The sequence below is a fragment of the Methanolacinia paynteri genome (genome assembly GCF_000784355.1).
GTDB lineage: Archaea > Halobacteriota > Methanomicrobia > Methanomicrobiales > Methanomicrobiaceae > Methanolacinia > Methanolacinia paynteri.
Genome location: NZ_KN360942.1, coordinates 64,656 through 85,898 on the forward strand (window position 1 = coordinate 64,656; position 21,243 = coordinate 85,898).

The 21,243-nt window shown below is 47.7% G+C and carries 18 protein-coding genes and 1 tRNA gene; 14 read left to right on the plus strand and 5 right to left on the minus strand.

Features of this window, described 5'->3' with window-relative positions:
* Genes METPAY_RS12650 through METPAY_RS12665 form a run of 4 tightly spaced genes read left to right on the plus strand, consistent with a single transcriptional unit; the run spans position 1 to position 2,610 of the window.
* Positions 1-525 carry a tRNA (cytidine(56)-2'-O)-methyltransferase gene (locus tag METPAY_RS12650; protein ID WP_048152930.1) on the plus strand — a complete coding sequence of 175 codons (525 nt, stop codon included), beginning with the start codon at positions 1-3 and terminating at the stop codon, positions 523-525.
* On the plus strand, positions 522-1,607 hold the full coding sequence (locus METPAY_RS12655; protein WP_048152931.1) for an ATP-grasp domain-containing protein: 1,086 nt from the start codon (positions 522-524) through the stop codon (positions 1,605-1,607). Before METPAY_RS12650 ends, METPAY_RS12655 begins: the two co-directional genes overlap by 4 nt.
* Positions 1,601-2,122 carry a transcription factor gene (locus METPAY_RS12660; protein WP_048152932.1) on the plus strand — a complete coding sequence of 174 codons (522 nt, stop codon included), beginning with the start codon at positions 1,601-1,603 and terminating at the stop codon, positions 2,120-2,122. Before METPAY_RS12655 ends, METPAY_RS12660 begins: the two co-directional genes overlap by 7 nt.
* On the plus strand, positions 2,119-2,610 hold the full coding sequence (locus METPAY_RS12665; protein ID WP_084600890.1) for a TIGR00295 family protein: 492 nt from the start codon (positions 2,119-2,121) through the stop codon (positions 2,608-2,610). The genes METPAY_RS12660 and METPAY_RS12665 overlap by 4 nt, the downstream gene beginning before the upstream one ends.
* Here METPAY_RS12665 and METPAY_RS12670 read toward each other — a convergent pair whose 3' ends face one another.
* Positions 2,611-3,111, minus strand: coding sequence for a regulator of amino acid metabolism, contains ACT domain protein (locus tag METPAY_RS12670; RefSeq protein WP_048152933.1), 501 nt, complete (start codon positions 3,109-3,111; stop codon positions 2,611-2,613).
* Between the two features lie 159 nt (positions 3,112-3,270).
* On the opposite strand from METPAY_RS12670, the gene METPAY_RS12675 reads away from it, so the two are divergent.
* Positions 3,271-3,355: transfer RNA gene (locus tag METPAY_RS12675), tRNA-Leu, on the plus strand.
* A 150-nt stretch (positions 3,356-3,505) separates the two neighbouring features.
* Here METPAY_RS12675 and METPAY_RS12680 read toward each other — a convergent pair.
* Positions 3,506-4,885: an alpha/beta hydrolase family protein gene (locus METPAY_RS12680; RefSeq protein ID WP_048152934.1), complete on the minus strand. Its 1,380-nt coding sequence runs from the start codon at positions 4,883-4,885 to the stop codon at positions 3,506-3,508.
* Positions 4,886-5,106: 221 nt separating this feature from the next.
* Here METPAY_RS12680 and METPAY_RS12685 point away from each other — a divergent pair, with 221 nt between their 5' ends.
* The 5 genes from METPAY_RS12685 to METPAY_RS12705 all read left to right on the plus strand — a co-directional run bounded on the left by METPAY_RS12685 (position 5,107) and on the right by METPAY_RS12705 (position 11,406).
* Positions 5,107-5,613 (plus strand): hypothetical protein, encoded by a 507-nt coding sequence (locus METPAY_RS12685; protein WP_048152935.1) that lies wholly within the window; start codon positions 5,107-5,109, stop codon positions 5,611-5,613.
* 515 nt (positions 5,614-6,128) lie between these two features.
* Positions 6,129-8,024, plus strand: coding sequence for a methyl-accepting chemotaxis protein (locus tag METPAY_RS12690; RefSeq protein ID WP_048152936.1), 1,896 nt, complete (start codon positions 6,129-6,131; stop codon positions 8,022-8,024).
* Between the two features lie 11 nt (positions 8,025-8,035).
* Positions 8,036-8,515, plus strand: a complete 480-nt coding sequence (locus METPAY_RS12695) for a chemotaxis protein CheW (protein ID WP_048152937.1) — start codon at positions 8,036-8,038, stop codon at positions 8,513-8,515.
* Positions 8,516-9,018: 503 nt separating this feature from the next.
* Positions 9,019-10,914 (plus strand): methyl-accepting chemotaxis protein, encoded by a 1,896-nt coding sequence (locus tag METPAY_RS12700; RefSeq protein WP_048152938.1) that lies wholly within the window; start codon positions 9,019-9,021, stop codon positions 10,912-10,914.
* Between the two features lie 12 nt (positions 10,915-10,926).
* Complete coding sequence (locus METPAY_RS12705) at positions 10,927-11,406, plus strand: chemotaxis protein CheW (protein ID WP_048152939.1); 480 nt, start codon at positions 10,927-10,929, stop codon at positions 11,404-11,406.
* 231 nt (positions 11,407-11,637) lie between these two features.
* Here the strand turns inward: METPAY_RS12705 and METPAY_RS12710 are convergent, their stop codons facing one another.
* The gene (locus tag METPAY_RS12710) at positions 11,638-12,006 is read right to left on the minus strand and encodes a SpoIIAA family protein (RefSeq protein ID WP_048152940.1); all 369 of its coding nucleotides are present in this window, start codon (positions 12,004-12,006) and stop codon (positions 11,638-11,640) included.
* Positions 12,007-12,118: 112 nt separating this feature from the next.
* Between METPAY_RS12710 and METPAY_RS14465 the strand changes: the two genes are divergently transcribed.
* The 3 genes from METPAY_RS14465 to METPAY_RS12730 all read left to right on the plus strand — a co-directional run bounded on the left by METPAY_RS14465 (position 12,119) and on the right by METPAY_RS12730 (position 16,197).
* Complete coding sequence (locus METPAY_RS14465; protein WP_052418830.1) at positions 12,119-14,272, plus strand: PAS domain S-box protein; 2,154 nt, start codon at positions 12,119-12,121, stop codon at positions 14,270-14,272.
* A gap of 493 nt (positions 14,273-14,765) precedes the next feature.
* Positions 14,766-15,758, plus strand: coding sequence for a TIGR03557 family F420-dependent LLM class oxidoreductase (locus tag METPAY_RS12725; protein WP_048152971.1), 993 nt, complete (start codon positions 14,766-14,768; stop codon positions 15,756-15,758).
* Positions 15,759-15,804: 46 nt separating this feature from the next.
* A complete protein-coding gene (locus METPAY_RS12730) occupies positions 15,805-16,197 on the plus strand; it encodes a cupin domain-containing protein (protein WP_048152941.1) in 393 nt (130 codons plus the stop codon).
* A gap of 374 nt (positions 16,198-16,571) precedes the next feature.
* On the opposite strand, the gene METPAY_RS12735 is transcribed toward METPAY_RS12730, so the two are convergent.
* Positions 16,572-17,828, minus strand: coding sequence for a Coenzyme F420 hydrogenase/dehydrogenase, beta subunit C-terminal domain (locus METPAY_RS12735; protein ID WP_048152942.1), 1,257 nt, complete (start codon positions 17,826-17,828; stop codon positions 16,572-16,574).
* A gap of 3 nt (positions 17,829-17,831) precedes the next feature.
* Positions 17,832-19,898, minus strand: coding sequence for a formate dehydrogenase subunit alpha (fdhF, locus tag METPAY_RS12740; protein WP_048152943.1), 2,067 nt, complete (start codon positions 19,896-19,898; stop codon positions 17,832-17,834).
* A gap of 939 nt (positions 19,899-20,837) precedes the next feature.
* Here fdhF and METPAY_RS12745 point away from each other — a divergent pair.
* Positions 20,838-21,242, plus strand: coding sequence for a molybdopterin dinucleotide binding domain-containing protein (locus METPAY_RS12745; protein ID WP_013329562.1), 405 nt, complete (start codon positions 20,838-20,840; stop codon positions 21,240-21,242).
* The last annotated feature ends 1 nt before the right edge of the window (position 21,243 follow it).

A 21,243-nucleotide genomic window follows, 5' to 3' on the forward strand; every position in this document is an offset into this window, starting at 1 on the left:
ATGACAGAAAAAGTATGTGTCCTCCGTCTTGGCCACAGGCCGGAGAGGGACAGACGAGTTACAACCCATGTCGGACTTACAGCCCGTGCACTTGGTGCCGAAGGTATGTACCTGGCATCCGAAGACAAGAATATAAAACAGTCCATCGATGACGTTGCAGAAAGATGGGGAGGAAATTTCTTCGTAGAAACGGGAGTCGGATGGAAGAAATGCGTCAACGACTGGAAGGCCAACGGGGGCGTGGTTGTCCATCTTACGATGTACGGCGTTCCCATGACATCAGCCATCGAAGAGATCAAAAAACACGAAAAGGTTCTGGTGGTCGTGGGTGCAGAGAAGGTTCCGGCGGACATCTACAACATGACCGATTATAACGTCTCGGTTACCACCCAGCCGCATTCAGAGATCTCGAGCCTTGCTCTTTTTCTCGACCACCTCTCCGACGGCAAAAACCTCAATCTCGAATTTCCGGATGCAGATCTGAAGATAGATCCCTGCGAGAGAGGGAAGAGGTTCAAGTATTGAAGGGGCGTGTTCTTATCGCCGGGTTTGCAACACGGCATGTTGCCTGCTCTGCGAAAAATGCCGGATACGAGGTCCATGCGATAGATGCGTTCTGCGACCAGGACCTGCAGTGGAACACGGAATCATGCACTATCTTTGAGGATCTCGAATCGCTTCCCGGGCAGATAGAAGAGATCTGCAAAGAGATCAATCCCGATTATCTCGTGGTAACTTCGGGTGCGGAGGAGATCTCTGTCTCTAAGAAGATTTCCGGGAGCTGTAAGGATAAGGCAGGAATCTTTACGGACAAGCAGAAGATACAGGATTTTTTCCAGGAAAACTCGATCAGGGTTCCTGCGATTCTTGCCGACGGAAGCTACCCGGCTATGCTCAAGCCCTGCAAAGGAGCGGGGGGATGGAGAAATACGGTCGTAGAATCTCCCCCGGAAGAGAACAACTTCTGCGAAATGTGGCCTGAAACTCCATATATCCGGCAGGAGGTTGTGAAAGGAGTGCCATGCAGCGTATCGTGCATCGCGTCCGGCGGAATGGCGAAGGCGATCGCCGTGAATCTCCAGTATCTCAGGGGAGGAGATGGCGATAGGGCCTACGGTTTTGCAGGCGCCGCAACTCCGTTTACGAACGAAAAGGCCGGCGAACTCATGAAAGAGGCAGAAAGGATCGCCTCTTTATCAGGATGTACCGGCTCGATTGGAATCGACTTCATCCTCTCGGATGAGGGGATCTATGCAATCGAGGTCAACCCGCGTTTCCAGGCGACACTCGATATCATCGAGATGTCGACAGGATTCAACATCTTCGAAGCGCATATCAACGCCTGCAAAGGGATTCTCCCGGAATCTTCCCCGAAAGCGAAAAAAGTGGTCGCACGCAGGATCATGTTCGCGGAGCGCGACCTGATCATCAGGGACGACCTGAAGAAATTCCACCCGCATGTAGCCGATATTCCCCGGGAAAACAGCGAAATCGAGGAAGGCGGAGCGATAATCAGTGTTTACGGGGAAGGAGACACTCTTGCTGGTGCCGAATCATCACTGGATAAAACTATTAAAGAAATTGGCAGATATATAAGCAGATGGTAGCTGTAGAAGATGCACTTAAAAGCGATGCGGTAAGAGCATATCTCTTCCGCCTCGTCGGGGAAGAGGGGCTTGATTTAATCGATAAATTTCCTGTGGAGGGTGAATACAGCGACGAAGATCTTGCCGAGAGCACGGGGATCAACTTAAACAGCGTCAGGCACACTCTATACACCCTTTATGGGAAGCGCCTGGCCGAATACCGCCGTATAAAGAATTCAGAGACCGGCTGGCTCACCTATCTCTGGGTCCTGAAGTTCGAAAACCTTGATGCCACGCTCTCGGAAGAGATGGACGACATCCTCGATATTCTCAAGGCGAGAGAGGATTACGAGCTCCTCAACGACTTCTATATCTGCGGTAAATGCGGCCTGAGATATACGTTCGACGAGGCGATGGCAAGGGACTTCATATGCATCAACTGCGATGAGAAGATGGACCATTTCGACAACGATCTCCTTGCCGAAGCGCTGAAGCGCCGTGTCGACGCGATAAAGGAAAACCTGGGAAAAGCGTGAAGATATCCGATATAGATCCAATACCTCTTTTAAAAAAATCAGGCTGTCCCGACAACGTCATCGAACACTGTATTGCAGTACGGGATCTTGCGATGGTCTTCGCCCGGAATGCACCGGTGGACAAAGAGCTTGTCGAAAAGGGAGCACTTCTTCATGACATCGGACGCTGCAGGACGCATTCGATTGCCCACGGACAGGTTGGTGCGGAGATCTGCAGGGATTACGGGCTCCCGGAAGAGATTTGCCGCATCGTCGAGACCCATATAGGTGCAGGACTTACCGCCGAAGAATGCCGCAGAGAAGGGCTTAAGCCGGTCGACTGCGTACCGAAAACTCTGGAAGAGAAGATTGTCGCCCACGCGGACAACCTGATCAAGGGAACAAAAGAGATTACAATCGATGAAAGACTCGACCATTCGGCAAACCTGCCGGAGGCTGCCAGGAAAAGGATGAAGGATCTCTCGGACGAGATCGAGAAGTACAGGTAATTAGATTATTATTTTTCTGACCTGCGGAAGCGACCTGAGCTCTTCATATACGGTTGCGGGAAGGTTGGACTCAAGTATTACTACGAGTTTCGGGTCCTCGGAGAGGATGGGGTCGGTTACGAATATCTGTCTTATCGAGAGATTGTGATCGGTTATCACCTTGACTGCCGCACCGACAATTCCTTTCTGGGCGGCGTCCTTCGGGTATATCGTGATAACGGCTAGGCCGAGTGCGTCTGCAACCTGCGTCAGGTCGGGCGTCACCCGCAGGTTGAGAAATATATCCCTGATCTCCTTAAGGCTGAGTATCCTTTTTGCGGTGGCGTCGATTACTCTCCGGTCGGTTCCGATCTTCTTTGCGATATGCGTCGCAGGGATCTCGATCCCGTTGCAGACTATGCGCCCCTTCTCGTTTATTCCCAGTCCATTCTCCAAAAAATACTTGACTACCATCGTCTGAGACGGCGAATCGGCAAATTCACGGAGAATTTGAGTCCACATGAATAATCATATCCATCTTTGTATGTAAATATACATCGGTTTGAGGAAATGCAGGATACTTTAAATACCGGATCTCTTTTAAAATCAAAAACAGCCAAAATCCTGACATCAAAATCGCAAGTTATTTTATCTTGGAAGTCCTTTTTATTAAGGTCACAGGCGAGGGTTGCCAAGCCAGGTCAAAGGCGCTAGGTTGAGGGCCTAGTCACGTAGGTGTTCGAGGGTTCGAATCCCTTCCCTCGCATTGTTCTGTTTTTTTGAGTTTTTTCTTCAAAATGTCCGTGTTGACTAAAATTCATTTATGGCATTAATATAAATTTCAGAGTTTGCTAAAAAAGATCTCTCTTCCCAGCTCCTCTACAAAATAAAAAAAGGTAGCCGTCATCCCGGCCCATTATCCCGTTAGTCCCATCTTCTCATCGAGCCAGTCGAACTTGGCGGCAAAAGACTGCCCGAACGCCCCGAGCTGACAGTGTGACCCTGCACCGTACTCTTCGGAGAATATTATTAGTTCACGATCGCAGGTTAGGTGGTCGTAAAGTTCCTTTGCCTGTTCTCCGTCCGGGTCGAAATGATCTGTCGCACCGGCAGTGACCAACGTAGGGCAGCTTATATTTTCGGCGATTCCAACGAGTGAGAAATCCATCCATTTCGCCCAGAACTGTGCCGGCGAGCTCACATTGAAGACGAACATACCGTTCTCGTTCAGCCAGCGGGTTCCGGTATCGTTAGCCATGACAGCCCAGATGGCATCGTTGAACTCGACCGGGTCCGTCTGCAGCCATTCCTTCAGGTCTTCTTCCGTCATGTTCGCGGCCGCTCCCCCGCCTTCCTGCAGGTTCCGGAGGAGGTTCTGCCCGACGTCGTAAGTGCCTCCGTCGGCGATCAGCGCCGTGATCCGGGGATCATATGCGGCACCGCGGGGAGCGAGGTAGCCCCCTAGGGAAATTCCCCAGAGTGCAATCCGGTCTTCGTCGACGTCGGAACGGTTCACCGCATAGTCCACAACAGGTTCGATCACATTCTCCCAGTCGGCACGGAACGGTATGTGCCGGACCCGTATCACTTCTCCCTGGCCCGGCCCCTCGAATGTCAGGACGTTGTATCCGCGTTTTATTCCCTCCATCACATAAGGATGGAGCTCTTCCTGACAGCCGTCAAATCCGGTCTGGATGATGAGGAGCGGACGAGGTGTGCCGGAATCATCGACCATATAAAAGTACCCCGGAAGCGTCGTATTCTCGTAAGGGATTTCGACAATCTCGTAAGGAACGTCGTCGAGCGCTAGTGCATCGCGAAACGTTTCCCGGCTTAATCCCCAGGTCTCAACGATGCGGGGATCGGTTGAGTTGCCATGAAGGAAGAACTCGGCTGTGCGATAATATGTTGCGGCCCGGTAGTATGCTTCCATTGCTGTAACATTGTGCCCGGCTGCGAGGCTCTCGTCACCCGCAGTCCTGATGGCGTCCGCGGTCTTCTTCCATTCGCTGTACCAACTCTCAAAGTCTCCTTCTTCGATCCGGGAGGCAGTGGCAAGACACTCACCGATATCGGCCTCTCCCGAATACGTGGCGCCAAGTGTCCGCTGGAGCTCGAAAGCAAATTCCTGATCGTCAAATATGAGCGAAGTTGAGTCATAGGCAGATTCGTCGGCCGGAGTTACAGCAGATGAATCCTGCGATTGCTGAATCGGGCAGGTACAGCCTGCAGAAATAGAAAATACAATTGCTATCAGGACGGTGATCGTGATTATACAGGTTCTCCCGGATTTCATAGTGGACTTTGAAATGATAGAATAACAATGATGATAAGAGTTACGAAAATCCCTAAGGAAGAACTATAATCCCGGTTTTCATCGGATCAACAGGATCGGAAAGTTAATCCTGATTCAGTTTCGGACGAAATTCATTCATAACAGGTATTTGAACTACAATAATATTCGAAGACCCCTGTTTCACCAAAATTCATTTATATTATAAATCTCGAATCCAGATTATGCCCGAAAAGGAGATCGAAGGAATAGATGTCGAAGAAATAATCGATAAGATCAAGAGAGCAATCATTAGTTCAGGTGCCAAAAATATCAAAGTAAAATCCTTCGAATTGACATTGAAAACGATAATAGCTACCAGTGCGGGAGGAGAAGTCAGCTTTAAAATCCCTGTTATCGATGCCGGACTCGACCTGTCGGGAACATTGGAGAACCAGATCAACCAGGAAATATATATGAAATTCGGAGAACTACCCTCAAGAAAGGAGGAGCTGATCAGGAGGGAACCTTTCGGAGCGGTGGACATCGAAGACGATCTCTACTCAATAATTCAGTCCCTTGAAAAGGCCGTAATCATCGCATACAACGCGGAACCCAAATTCAACCTGGAAAAGGCGCATTTCAACCTTGATTTCATTATGGCGGGGGAAAGAAAGATCAATATGATAATAAAATCAGAAAAAACCATGAAATGGATGAATAACCTAAAGATCAATTTCGGGCTGGTATAACGAACCGGTCTTTTGATCTCCTAAACTTTTTTGACAAGAATTCCGTGTTTCAGGTGACCGAACCTGAACCATACCGGCAACTTTGAATTCTAAAATGCAGGCCATAACACCCGAATTTTCCATTGATCTGCCGACGGATAATCCAGGGCAGGATCGCAGGAGAAAATATTTATCAATATAGTGACACATGAACGACAATATTAAGCTATAAGAAATATAATTTCCATAATTGTATTTTTTATGAGATGTATATTTCATAATTTACAATAAAAAGGATATTTTAATTCTCAGATTTATATATTCAGTATTTGATCATATTTATTGAATATTATTATTAGAATATTATTTATTTTGATCATATTTATATATTATTATCAATAATTATTTTTTAGCGGTTTTCACTAAACATCAGCCGCTTGTTAACTGCCCGTAAAAGCGGTATATTTCACCTTGTACTATTGGAGAAAATTGAAAATCGCTGCTATTTCAACGAAAAACAAACCTTAGGTGATACTATGTCCATCGAAACTATCCAGAACGTTCTTGAAAACTATGTAAATGGAAATAAAAATGCAGAAATTGATACAAATTTACTCGGACCGGAATCGGTCCGTCTTGGAGAGATGATAAATCAGGTTATCAAAGAGAAAAATGAAAACGAGGACCAGAAAAATTTCTTTTACGACGTCGTAATGAAAATTCCTGTCCCTATAGCCATCATGGACCCGAGCCTCAATATAGTTGATGCAAATGACGATCTTGTTGAAATCTCAGGTACATCAAAAGAAAGATTCTGCAAACTGGACCTCCAGAACTTTTACAGGGAGTTCAAAATCGAACTTATGGAAGGAAACGGAGTAAAAAAAGCTCTTGAAACTAAATCCAGGGTAGAAGGAATATTTCACATGACCTTTAAAGGCGATGTGAAAATAATGGAGGCTCACACAATCCCGTTGCTCGACGAATACGGAAAAATCAGGAATTTCAACCTCGTATTCATTGACGTCACCGAATCGGCAAGGACAATAGATTACATTGAAGCCGAGGTCTCGAACGTAGCGTACGATCTCAACTGTATTGCAGAGGGGAGACTGGAGGAGCTCAGGCTCGAAGTAGGAGAAGCTGACGAATACACCGGGGAAGTCAGAAAACAGTTCCTTGAAATTACATCCAACGTCAGACTTGTCAATGAGACGCTTCACAACCTTGTAGCCGACATCCACAAACTCGTCGTTGCAGGAAATGACGGAAGACTCGAATTCAGGGCCGACAGCAGCGGATATAAAGGCGCATACACAGGCCTGATCGAAGGTACCAACGATCTCCTCAAATCGGTTGCGGTTCCTGTAAACGAAGCGATGGATATCTGCAATCATTACGCGGATGCCGATTTTACAGCGCGATTCTCCGACGACATAAAGGTAAAAGGAGATTTCCTAAAATTCAAAGAATCATTGAACAATATCGGAATCAACGTAGCCGAGACCCTCAACGTCACAAACAAGGTTACAGGCCAGGTAGCTGCCAATTCAACTGAAGTCGTCAAAGGAACGAATGAAGTCGCGAAAGCGGCTGAAGGCGTCGCCAACACGAGCCAGAAGACAGCCGACCTCACAAAGGAGCTTAATGCAAGCATCGAAAACATCAACAGCCAGATCTCAGATTTATCCGCCTCAAACGAAGAGATCGCAAGCACCTCGCAGGAAGTATTCAATGCCGCAAATCACGTCGTCGAGATAGGAAAAGAGGCTCAGAACCTCGGCAAAGATGCAAACAAAAAGATGGAAAACGTCGAAAAGATCGCAAGCGAGAGTGTAAACGAGATCCATGAGCTTACCGAAAAGATAAAAGAAGTCAGCAATGTCGTTAAGCTGATAAACGATATCACCAGCCAGATAAATCTTCTCGCACTCAATGCGGCGATCGAAGCCGCACGAGCCGGGGAGCACGGGCGAGGATTCGCGGTCGTTGCAGGGGAAGTCAAAAATCTCGCAGCGGAGGCAAGGGCCGCAACAGGTTCTATCGAGAGCGTCGTATCGGCTGTTCAGTCAAGCAGTGAAAAAACCGCTTCCGCGATTACATCGGCCAACCAGGAGATTGTAAACGGAGTAGATAGCGTAACAAAAGCAATCGAGGCCCTGAATACGATTATCACCAACGCGGGGCAGGTATCCAACGACATAGGCGAAATAACAAAAGCTATAGAAGATCAGGCCAAAATATCCAATAATGTAGTCCAATCCGTAGAAGAAGGGACTGCAAAGACAAAGGAAGTCCAAAAAGAATCCGAGGAGCTTGCTGCGCTGGCAGAAGAGGCCAGTGCATCGGTCGAGGAGATCGGAAGCGCAATACAGGAAGTAAATGCACTCATCAAGAACCTCGAAGAGGCAAACTCGAAATTCAAATATTAGAGGGAGATAATATGGCTGAAATGAAGGATGTCGTACAATTTGAAATCGGCGGGGTTCAGTACGCCCTGGATATAAATATCGCGCGTGAAATTGTTGAAATGATGCCCATAACCCCGGTACCGAGAGCGCCCGAACATATTGCAGGAATAATAAATCTCAGGGGAGAGATCACCAATATCCTGAATCTTAACTACCTTATGGGCCTTCCGCCGGGAGGGGAAGTCGACAACAGAAAAATTATAGTTCTGGTTTCCGAAGCGGCAAACGGATCGAATGTCGGCCTGATAGTCGACGATGTCCAGAGCGTCCTTCAGGTATCAGAGGACGACATAGACCAGATGGATGAAGCGATGTCCAGGGAGGCATACGTAAAAGGGATAATCAAGATAGGAAAAGAAAACAGCGAGAATAAAAATCTCGTCATATGGATTGACATTGCAAAGATACTCTCCGATACACTCAGAGAATCCGACGCTGCAGTCGCCGTATGATCGCCATATAATGCGAGAGGATTATTTATCCGGAATATATGGATGACATAAAAATACCTGCCCCATTTCTTTTTACTTTCACATCGGATTTTTGATATTCAGGAGATGAAGTCTTTTAATTCGTAACAAAGAAGATAAAGGCGGCCGGGATGCAGATTAACAATATCTGACCGGACAGGAGGGATTGATCATAATGGAAATAACATTTCTCATATGGCATTTTTGAGAAACATAAATGCCATTTTTTACAGTAAAAATGTTATTTTAATTCTTTGATTTATATAATCAATATTTGATCATATTTATTGAATATTATTATTAGAATATTATTTATTTTGATCATATTTATATATCATTATTCATAATTAATTTTTAGCGGCTTTCATTGAACATAGGCTGCTTGTTAATTATCTCCAGTGTTTGCGATATTGACAGCTAAGGCTATGGAAAAATCATGAAAACCCGCGGTGATTTCAACCAAAAGAAAAATTTCAGGTGATACCATGTCCATCGAATCAATTCAAACCGTTCTTGAAAGTTATGTAAACGGAAATAAAAATGCAAAAATCGACACAAAACTACTCGATCCCGAATCAGTTCATCTCGGGGAGATAATAAACAAGATTGTTGAAGAAAAAAATGAAAGAGAAAACCAGGCCGACTTTCTTCATGATGTCATAATGAAAATTCCGGTTTCGATGGTTCTTATGGACCCGGCCTTAAACATCATTGACGCAAACGACGATCTTGTCGAAATCTCAGGCACCTCAAAAGAAAGATTATGCAGACTGAATCTCCAGGATTTTTACAAAGAGTTTAACCTCAGGCCAATTGAAGGCGACAGTGTCAAAAAGGTCCTTGAAACCAAATCAAGAATTTCAGGGAAATTTTACATGACATTCAGGGGCGACGTAAAAACTATCGAGATCCAGGGCATCCCGCTATTAAACGAACATGGAGGAATTAAAAATATCAATGCCGTTTTCATCGACGTCACCGAATCGGCAAGGATAATAGATTACATTAAAGACGAAGTAGGACACGTTGCACACGATCTCAACTGTATCGCCGAAGGGAAGCCTGAAGAGATCAGGCTCGAGGTAGGAGAAGCAGATGAATACACCAGGGAAGTCAGGAATCAGTTCCTTGAAATAACTTCCAATGTCAAGCTTGTCAATGGAACACTTCTTGAGATCGTGACCGACATCCAAAAACTCGTTGAAGCGGGAAATGACGGGAGGCTCGAGTTCAGGGTCGACAGCAACAGGTACAAAGGTGCATACATTGAACTGATGGGAGGCACCAACGATCTCCTGAAATCCGTCGCGATCCCTGTCAACGAGGCAATGGATATCTGTAATCATTATGCAGATGCCGATTTTACAGCACGTTTCTCAGATGAGATCAATGTAAAAGGAGACTTCCTCAAATTCAAAGAGGCGCTTAACAATATCGGAATAAACGTTTCCGAGACCCTCGGCGTCACAAACAGGGTTACCGATCAGGTAGCCGTTAATTCAGGAGAAGTCGCAAAGGGAACCGACGAGGTTGCAAAAGCTGCGGAAGGTGTCGCCAATACTAGCCAGAAGACGGCAGATCTTACAAAAGAGCTCCTTGGAACTATTGAAAGCATCAGCAGCCGGATTGCAGATCTATCAGCCTCCAACGAGGAGATCGCGAGCACTTCACAGGAAGTTCTGAATGCTGCCACTCACGTTGTCGAGATCGGAAAAGAAGCACAGGATCTGGGCAAGGATGCCAATAACAAGATGGGAAATGTCGAGAAGATTGCCAGTGAAAGTGTCGGAGAAATCAATGACCTGACTGTAAAGATAAAAGAAGTCAGCAATATAGTAAAGATGATTAACGATATTGCCAGCCAGATCAATTTACTCGCCCTGAATGCGGCAATCGAAGCCGCACGCGCCGGAGAACATGGACGCGGATTTGCCGTTGTCGCGGGAGAAGTAAAGAATCTCGCCGCAGAGGCAAGGGCTGCAACGGATTCTATAGAAAATGTAGTCTCTGCCGTCCAGTCAAGCAGTGAAAAAGCAGCGTCGGCGATTACATCCGCCAACCAGGAGATCGTAAACGGAGTTGAAAGCGTAACAAAAACGATCGAGGCCCTGAATACGATTATAAGAAATGCAGGCCAGGTAACCGACGATATAGGTGAAATAACGAAAGCTATGGAAGACCAGGCAAAAATATCCAATAATGTAGTCCATTCCGTCGAAGAAGGCACTGCAAAGACAAAAGAAGTCCAAAAAGAATCCGAAGCGCTTGCGGCCCTTGCTGAAGAAGCCAGTGCATCGGTGGAAGAGATCGGAAGTGCAATACAGGAAGTAAATGCACTCATCAAAAACCTCGAAGATGCTAATTCGAAATTCAAATACTAAAGGGGTGATAACATGGTCGAAATGAAGGATGTCGTGCAGTTTGAAATAGGCGGGGTTCAGTACGCACTGGATATCAACATTGCACGCGAAATTGTTGAAATGATGCCGATAACACCGGTACCGAGAGCCCCCGAACATATCGCGGGAATAATAAATCTCAGGGGAGAGATTACCAATATCCTGAACCTCAACTACCTGATGGGTCTTCCGCCGGGAGAGGGTGTTGAGAACAGAAAAATAATTGTACTCGTGTCCGAGGCGGCAAACGGATCGAATGTCGGCCTTATCGTCGACGACGTCCAGAGTGTTCTCCAGGTATCAGACGAGGATATAGACCAGATGGATGAGTCCATGTCCAGGGAGGCATATGTAAAAGGCATAATAAAGATAGGCAAAAACAACAGCGAAAACAAAAATCTCGTCATATGGATTGACATTGCAAAGATACTCTCCGACACCCTGAACGAGGAAGATGCTGCAGTTGCCGCGTGATTATCTCATATAATCAAAAAGCCATTCAGATTTCCAACTAAATGAAACAAATTTCGATATTTAGATCCGCGGGGGATCAAAAATATCCTTACTGGGAAAGGAACAAAAGACCTTAAAAAAATATGTCGGCAGGGAATTCAAACAATTCCCCATTATAAAATACCCTTTTTACATTATTTTCATTCTGCCGTCTTTCGGTATCGCCCGGGAACTGAGCATAACTTTAATCCGCTATCCGGACCTGAGCCACTCCCACGCTTCGTCAATTCTGTCTTCTTTGAAGAATTTCATATCAATGTGCGATATAAGGGCATAGGATTTGAAAAGCCAGCTCATAAAATCGTCCCATTTTTCATCAAATACAACCGCAGCCTTATTGACTGCCGCGATCTTAGGCCAGTTGATAAAATCGTCCCACGCTGCATGGGGGGTCCAGCCTTCAAAATTCTCCATCTTAAACATTATGTTGATCCTTTCATGTTCCTCCAGGGCCTTTTCCAGGACAGGAACGAGCGTCTTCCTGTAGTCTTCATCCGTCAGTTTTCCCCTGATCAAAAACCCGGTATTTTTCCCGGAGCTCTCAGGCATTATGGATATCATAATCCGCTATTAATGCAGGCGGAATATATTATACTTTGGAGGAATCCGAAAGATTCCCGGATACGAAGACGTTAGCGTTAACTTAACATCAGGTGCCGCATACTACTTACATATGAGTGAAAGAGAAGACCGTTATGCAACGATCAGGGAGTTCCTGCAGGAAAAGTACCCTGAAGCGGTTTCGATCTCCACGATATCAAGGCAGCTGAATATGAACAGGGGGTCGGTTGCCAAATATCTCGAAGTCCTCCAGTCTCACGGCAACGTGATAATGAAACCATACGGAAAATCGAAATTATATACCATTGCCCAAAACGTGGCATTCGACGATCTCTTCGACTATATTTCCGATGCCATCGTCATTCTCGATGCGGACCTGCATATCCTGATGGTCAACAAAAGCTTCATCGAGACCTTCAATATAAGATCCGGGAAGAAGATCATAGGAAATGAATTATCCAGGATCAACCTGGCTCTCTTCGACAATCCTACGGTCCTTGAGAACATTGACAGGATACTCAATTCACGTGTCTTCATCAACGAGATGCTGCTCATCGAAAGAGGGACGGACAGGATATTTCTTACAGAATTCGTATCGACCGTAATCCCGTCCATCTCGTTTACCGGGAAACCGGGCATCATGATAAGCCTCCGCGACATCACCACATGGAAGAAGACCGAAGAGGCGCTGAAGAGCAGCGAGCAGAAGATCCGCACCCTCTTCGAAGAAGTGCCGAGCGGAATCATTCTCTTCCGGGAGGACGGGACCATCCTGAATGCAAACAGGGCGTCGCTCGACATCCTCGGCCTTACAAGATTCACAGACCTTGAAGAGTTCAAGCTCTACGACATCATGTGCTCGAGGGAGATAATCCTGAACCTGATCAGGCAGGGGGAGATCGCCGAACTGACTCTCTCATGCAACTTTGATCGGCTGAAGTCGCATACCCTAACATCGACAAAAAAATCCGGCGTCGCGTATTTCCAGATCGTCTTTGCACCTGTCACGGATAAAACAGGCAAGTCGTCCAGCGAATTCTTCATCCTCTTCCTCGACATCACCGCCAAAAAGATCGCCGAAAAGCAGCTGAAGGAGCGCTACCAGGGGATCGTAAACAACCTGCCGGGTATAGTATACCAGTTCTACGCACGCGATTCGGGAGAATGGGGAGTTTATTATGTCAACGAACGTACGCAGGAGATCTACGGGGTGCCCACCGAACCGCTGAACAACTGGTTCGACAGGTACGGGGAATGCATAGCACCGGAGGATAGAGAGCGCTGGTTTGAATCGATCCACGATGTGATAAAAAGGGTAGCACCATGGGAGTTTGAAGGAAGGTTCATCAAACCGTCCGGGGAGGAGATGTACATCCGCGGAATATCGCAGCCTGTACGCCTGAAGCACGAGACCGTATGGAACGGAATATTTTTGGACATTACCGATCGGAGGATGGCCGAGGAGGCATTGCGCATGAGTGAAGAACGACTCAGGGGTATAACCAGCAACCTGCCGGGCATAGTATACCAGTTCTATGCACGAAGTCCAAGAGAATGGGGTACCTACTATGTAGACGAACGCTCCACCGAAGTCTACGGCATACCCCCGGACCCGGTGGATACATGGATCCTGCGCTACGGTGATTACATCGCCCCCGAGGACCAGGAAAGATGGCTCAACTCGATCCAGGACGTGATAGAGACAGTCAAGAACTGGGAGTTTGAAGGAAGATTCATCAGACCGGACGGGGAGGAGATGTATATCAGGGTGTTATCGCAGCCGGTCAGTCTCAGAAACGAGACCGTATGGAACGGTATCATTCTCGATATTACGGACCGCAGGAAGGCCGAAGAGGCGTTGCGGCGGACCGAACTGAAGGAAGCCAGGTATCACTCGTTCTTCGAGAACACCTGCAACGGCGTATTGATCTACGAACCGATCGAGAACAGGGATTATATCATAAAGGACGTCAACAGGATGACCGCATCGCTCCTGCGTATGGAGAAGGAAAATCTCGTGGGAAAGAAACTGTTCGAAGAATTTCCCGATCTCCCCGACCCGTATGTACGGGATCTGCTTCATCGTGTCCTGATCACCGAGAAACCCGAGTTCGTCGCACCGCTGAAGTACAGGAACCGCGAGGAGTTCCCCTGGATCTCGCATTATGTGTTCAAGCTTCCTTCCGGTGAGATTGCATCTTTCATGATAGATGTGACCGATGTCGTGAAGGACGATGTGAAGCCTTCAAAACGGAAAGCAAAGTGAGAACAGCAATACGATAACATACACAATTTCCACAGACCATCAACTCCTTTTTTGCGCCACTGCATACCAGACCTGTATTTCACGTATGATTCCACAGCTCATTGACGAGCAATAGAATCCCTCTTCACACACCGAATATCATCTTTAATCGGATAATTTGGCGACTACAACCGGTTAAGCTGATATAATATACCTTTAATTGGTGACACCCGAAAATCCCGCCCAATGGCGAGCAATAAAAAATAGCTTTATGCCCAACCTAAAGAAATTACAGAATGTGGATAAGATTCCACGAAAACCGGAAGCAGACTAAAGCATGGGCGAGGCAGCCTGATTCACATAAAACCAGAGGTGACAGCTTACGACAGGTCCCTCATATACGTGAACACAGCTGAACACGCCGATCAATATATGATCCGAAGTGTTATTCAATATTTTGGTCGCGGTTCCGCCTTCCATGCATTACCTCTTTTCCGGAAAGGAGGTATTAAAGATGGATACAAAAATGGGTTATTTCGCATCGATTGAGCAGTACAAGCCAATGGATGCACTTGAACAGTCAGTACGTGCAGAAAAAGTCGGATTCGATTCCATCTGGGTCGACGACCACTTCCATCCCTGGTACCATGACGACGCACAGTCGGGCCAGGCATGGGCATGGATGGGTGCAACCCTCCAGGCGACCAAGAAGGTCTTTGTCTCGACATGCATCACCTGTCCTATCCTTAGGTACAACCCGGGTGTTGTTGCACAGACTTTCGCCACACTCCGCCAGATGTACCCGAAGCGTGTCGGTATTGCGGTAGGAGCCGGAGAGGCATTGAACGAAGTCCCGGTCACCGGACAGTGGCCCAGTGTTCCGGAAAGGCAGGAGATGACGGTCGAGGCAATCGAGGTCATGAGAAAACTCTGGGAGAGTGACAAACCCGTCACCTTCAAGGGCAAGTATTACACCCTTGAAAAGGCGTTCATGTACACCAAGCCCGAAGATGAAGTCCCGCTTTACTTCAGTGGAATGGGGCCCAAGGGTGCAAAACTCGCGGGTAAGTACGGTGACCACCTGATGACCGTCGCAGCCGACACCAACACTCTCAAGAACATGACGATCCCGAAGTTCGAAGAGGGCGCAAAGGAAGCGGGCAAGGACCCGAAGAAGATGGAGAAGGCCATGCTTATCTGGTACTCAGTGGATCCCGACTTCGAGAAAGCCGTAGAAGGCAACAGGTTCTGGGCCGGATGTCTCGTTCCGTCGATGTTCAAGTACCGTGTGAGCGACCCGCCGGAAGTACAGGCACATGCAAATATGGTCGGTCCCGACATGCTCAAGAAGAACTACCTTTGCGCAACCGATGCCGAAGGGCTGATCAAAGAGATCGAGAGGTTCAAAGAAGCAGGCATTACCCACTTCTGCCTCGGCAACTCGAGCCCGAACGTCAACTACGGTATCGACGTATTCAAGGAAGTAATTCCGGCGGTAAAAGACTAAATAAATCCACCTCATTCTTTTCAGCTTTAAGAACAGGAGGATAAAAATGTACCATAAAAACACCAGAGACGCGTTTGATAAAGGAGTCGTTTTCTTCTCCGATATCGAGATAGAAAGCGACAAGAAGGAATGGTACGAGCACCCGGCATGCAAAGGGGTGTTTCTCAAGGATCTCGTAACAGGCAAGGATACGGACGGCAAATTCAGCTATCACCTTGTCCGCGTACAGAAAAACTGTGAGGTTACGGATCACGACCATGAAACCCAGTGGGAGTTCAACAGGATTATCGGCGGGAAAGGAGTCTTCCTGATGGGAGACAAAGAGGTCGTTCTCGCCCCCGGGCAAACTTTCGTCACACCACCGGGAATCCATCATACTGTAAGTGCATATGACGACGAATTATCGCTTCTTGCGGTATTCGTTCCGGCACTGGCATGATTGCAGCACACAAATTCCCTCTCGCTTCATCTCAGATAAAATTCCATCAATCTTTTTTTTCTTCGGGAACCGGGGATTCCCGGTCGTCTGCCAGTTACAACAGGAACACCATATCGCCCAGAAGCAGTAAACTAACCACTTCTGTACTGGAGTATGCCACCGGCATTTTCTGTCTGAATTATTTTATGAAAAAATAGATAATGATTACAAATTACCATCGAAAATGGGGAACAATCGAAGACCATCCGGCTGCCCACCGGATTCCTGTCCGATCGATCATTCCACCGTTGTTGTAGAGAGATTTCATATGAGGCCCAAGCACTTATTTCCACTATCCGGCGAACCGGGGAAATGAAAAAAATGAAGGGCCGGAATTATTTCTGGCAACCCTGGGCCTGGCCGAAGATGTTGAAGATCTGGTCGTCACCCGTATCGTTCAGGCGCTTTCTCTCCGCAGGCTCCTCGACGAGAGCTAGCACAGGAAGGTCAAGATTGACACCGGGCTCGTAACCGAACATCTCCTGCATCTCAAGCTGGATTGCGTGCATGAAGAGAGAATTCGGGATGTCCATTGCACAACGTTCCTCGCACTGGCCGCAGTTGATGCATGAATCCGCAATATGCGAGTACCGGATCAGGTGGAACATGAAAGGAGGCGGGATCTGTCCCCTCGGCACAAGGTACGGTTTCTTGGTGCTGCACTCCTTGCAATAACAGATCGGACACGCCTCGATGCACTGGTAACACTTGATGCACTTCGAGGTCTCATCCATCAGGAATTTGAGACGCTCCGTACCTTCTCCAAGCGCACCGAACTGTTTTTCCCTGCACTTGTCCGCAAGTTTGAGCATAGCGCCTTCGACCTTATCGCGTATAGCGAGACCTTTCGGGTCTGGTGCGGATGTCGAAATTGCACCCGCCTTCTCCGCCCCGGATACGAGATTTGCACCCTTCTCGCTGCATATCTCGATGAACGTCGCTTTACCGGCTTTATCACCGATGACACCCCAGTTTCCGCACGCGATATCGCACTGCCGCGGGATCTTCGTCTTGCACCGCTGGCAGTTCGCACGCCTGCCGAACCCTTCCTCTTCGAGTTCGTCTATGGAGATACCCATCTCTCCGCCTTCGTACTCGATGATGAACTGTCCCTTGTCGATCTCTTCCTTTATGACCGAATTCGGATCGACACCGTACTTCTCAGTTATCATCCTTCTCGCGGTCATGGGACTTACAGTCCCCCCGCAGTTGAGACCGATCATTAAGAAGTTGTCGAGATTCACCTGGTTTCTCTTGGCCAGCTCATACATCGCCTTTGCGTCACAGCCCTTGAGAGTGACTGCAATCTTCATGTCGCGGCCGCCGTTGAAGTCCTCTTTGAAGATCTTCGGCAACAGCAGTGTCCCGCAGTGAAGAGAACCCGCACACTCAACAATCTTTTCAGGATCGGTAACAAGAGTGGGGACTGCATCATACAGGTCCTGCCCTTTCTTCACTGCGAGTACGGCATCGACAAGTTTGCTTTCGAGAGCGTATTTCAGCAGTGCCGTAACCGCACCGCCGCATTCCCCTCTCTTCAGAATATCCGCATCTTCGGCCCATGCATATACCATATCGCCTTTAGTTGTCATATCTCAGGCCTCCTCAATAGTTTCAATCTTCACGGCACATGCCTTGAACTCGGGGATCTTTGCAAGCGGGTCTAACGCATTGTTCGTCAGCCTGTTGGCTGCACATTCCACGAAATGGAACGGCATGAACATGACGCCCTTCTTGATGTCCTCCATCACCTTCGCGGCAACCGTGAGCTCGCCTCTCCTGGATACGACCTTGACCATCTCACCGTTCCTGACACCAAGCTCCTTTGCATCCTCCTCGTTGATCTCGACCCAGCCGGTCTTGACCTCATCGTCGAGAGCCTTCGAGCGCCGTGTCATAGAACCGGTATGATAATGCCAGATTATACGGCCGGTAGTGAAGCGGTACGGATATTCCTCGTCGGGAACCTCTGCCGGCGCTTTCCACTCTATTGCATGAAATACTCCAAGTCCGTCGGGTGTTGCAAATTTTTCCGTATGAAGAATCGGAGTCCCGGGATGATCCACTGTCGGGCATGGCCAGTGGAGTGCCTCGGGAGTTCCGATCCTTTCATAGTTCATGCCGTGGTAGGACGGAGTGAGCTCGGCGATCTCGTTGAAGACATCTTCCGGGGACGTGTACGGGAACTGGTCGGCATAGCCCATCACTGCACTGAGCTCTGAGATAATTCTCCAGTCTTCCTTCGCCTCTCCCGGCGGTTCCTGCGCCTTCCTCCAGCGCTGGACACGTCGTTCGGTATTTGTCTGGCATCCGTCCTTCTCGGCGAAGCATGTCGCGGGGAGCACGACGTGTGCGTACTCGCAGGTCTCGGTAAAGAAAATATCCTGAACCACCAGGAAATCCAGGTTCTGGATCGCTTCCTCGACGTGGTTTAAGTCAGGTTCTGAGAGCAGCGGGTTTTCTCCCATAAGGTACATCGCCTTCAGCCTGCCCGGGTCGTCATGAAGGACATTGAACATGGTCGTAATCTCAAAGCCGTTCTTCGGCTCTGCGATCCCGTCCGGAAATCCCCATGCATCTTCGAACTTCTTGCGGACAGGACCGTCGACTACTTTCTGGTATCCCGTGAATACATTCGGAAGCGCACCCATGTCGCATGAACCCTGCACGTTGTTCTGGCCACGCAGTGCATTGACACCGCCGCCGGGAATACCGATATTGCCCGTAAGCATCAGGAGATTCGCGGTGGACTTAACATTGTCGACACCGACCGTGTGCTGGGTGAGACCCATAGAATAGAGAACCGTCGCCGACTCCGCCTTGCCGAACCATTCGGCAGCGGTCCTGAGAGATTCTGCAGGAACGCCGACCAGTTCTCCGACGACCTCAGGAGTATATCTTTCGAGAAGTACGATCTTTTTGAGTTCTTCGTAATCCTTCGTTCTCTTCTCGATAAATTCCTTGTCTTCCCAGCCGTTTCTTATGATCTCCCCCATCATGCAGTTAAGGATCGCGACATCTCCGCCGCTGTAAAACTGCATATACAGATCAGACTGTCGTGCCGTCGGCGTAAACCTCGGGTCTGCATAGATGAACTTTGCTCCGGCAGCCTTCGCCTTCATAATCTGGCGCCCGATCAAAGGGTGCTGCTCGAATGTGTTGCTGCCGAGACAGAATATACACTTCGACTCGGATATATCCGGAATCGAATTCGTCATCGCCCCGGAGCCGAATGAGGCGGCAAGACCGACCACGGTGGAGGCGTGACAGAGACGAGCGCAGTGATCTATATGACGCGTTTTAAGGACACCCCTCGCAAATTTCATCAGGGCATAATTGTCCTCGTTGGAGCAGCGTGCAGACGAGAGCACCGCACACTCCTCGGGTTGGTATTTTTTAAAATTTTCCGCGATTATACTGTAGGCTTCATCCCACGTTGTCTCAACATATTTTCCGTCTTTTCTGACGAGCGGCTTCTTCAGGCGATCCTTGTGATTGATAAACTGCCATGCATATGTTCCCTTCGGACAGACCTTCCCTTCGTTGATAGGGGAGCGATAATACGGTGCTGTCCCGGTTACTTTTCCGTCCCTGACCGCCAGGTTAAACGTACAACCGGTACCGCAGTACGGACATGTTGTCTGGACATACTTGAAATCCACTAATTCACCTCTGCTGCAATTTCTAAAAATCGCTAATTAAACAAATTACATTACTATTGATTAATGTTGGGTGTGTAAAACGAGCCCCAGTCAATCAATTGTAATTTATAATTGTTATATATTAATTAAACACTGTAAACTGCATATCAGTTCGGCTGGGCAAAACTGATGCGCGGATTCGGGCAGCCATTTCCGCCCTGGTTTTCAGTGTGTTTCATATCGAAATAATTTGAGTGCATACCATCTTTTTCCGTCGTTTTGCCCTGATCTCAATAATCGTTGGTGACGATAATTTATTACAACTCGGATTCTGACCGTGAAGAATCACCCGGATCAGATACAATAAGTTTAGTTAACATATACAAAATATATGTTGTTATGATTTATCGAGTGTGGCGACACCCACCCATTTTTAATCATTTTAGTGATCAATTCTGCGCTTCACCCATTCCAAAACCTGAAATGAGCCAAACACATTAACAAATATTTATTAATTATTTCAATAAATCAAACTATATTCATTAATAATCATTACAATGATACACTCAATATTCATCAAAATAATCAGTAATTATAAATAGACACTTCCCAGATTTAAAGTTGTTAAGATGAATACACGGGATTGCCATATGTGCAGGCAACAGGACCTTACTTTGGTACAGGCCACCCATCCAAACTGTTTGTAAAAGATAGCAAAGCGGTTAGTACACCTCTTGCTATTGTTCTCCGGTTATTAAAGACAGGGCTTGGCCCAAAAGGAACCCGCGTATGGCAGTTTGTAAAAAAACGTTCATGTAAATAAATGCCGCCTGAAACTCCGATAATAAATTGAACGGCGAATTTGAAGAGGCGATAAGAAATGAAACCCTTTGATCTGATTTCCGGGAAATTAAAGGCTATGGGCCGGATGAATGTGCCCTCAAGCGAGAGGTGTTGTTATTGACTGAAAAAATTGAACTGAACCTGATTACGGGCAGGACAATCCAGCAGGGCGTATCGATGGAAGGGGGAAAAGAGAAATCCGACTACCGGGACGCCTGCGGAATCCTGGAACTCGATCCGGTTGATCTGAAGAAGCTGGGGTTGTGGGAAGGCAGCCCCGTGCGTGTTACCAGTTCATACGGCTCGGTTGTTGTAAAGGTAGTCAAAACGAAACAGGGCCCTCACCCCGGCCTCGGCTGGATCCCGATGGGGCCGTGGGCGAATCGCCTGACCGATCCGAATACTTACTCGATGGGAATGCCCACCTTCAAAGGTATCCCCGTCGTAGTCGAATCCGCACCAAACGAAAAAGTTCTGCTCTCCCTTGAGGTTATCGAGCAGGGACTCCTGGAGGATGATTAAA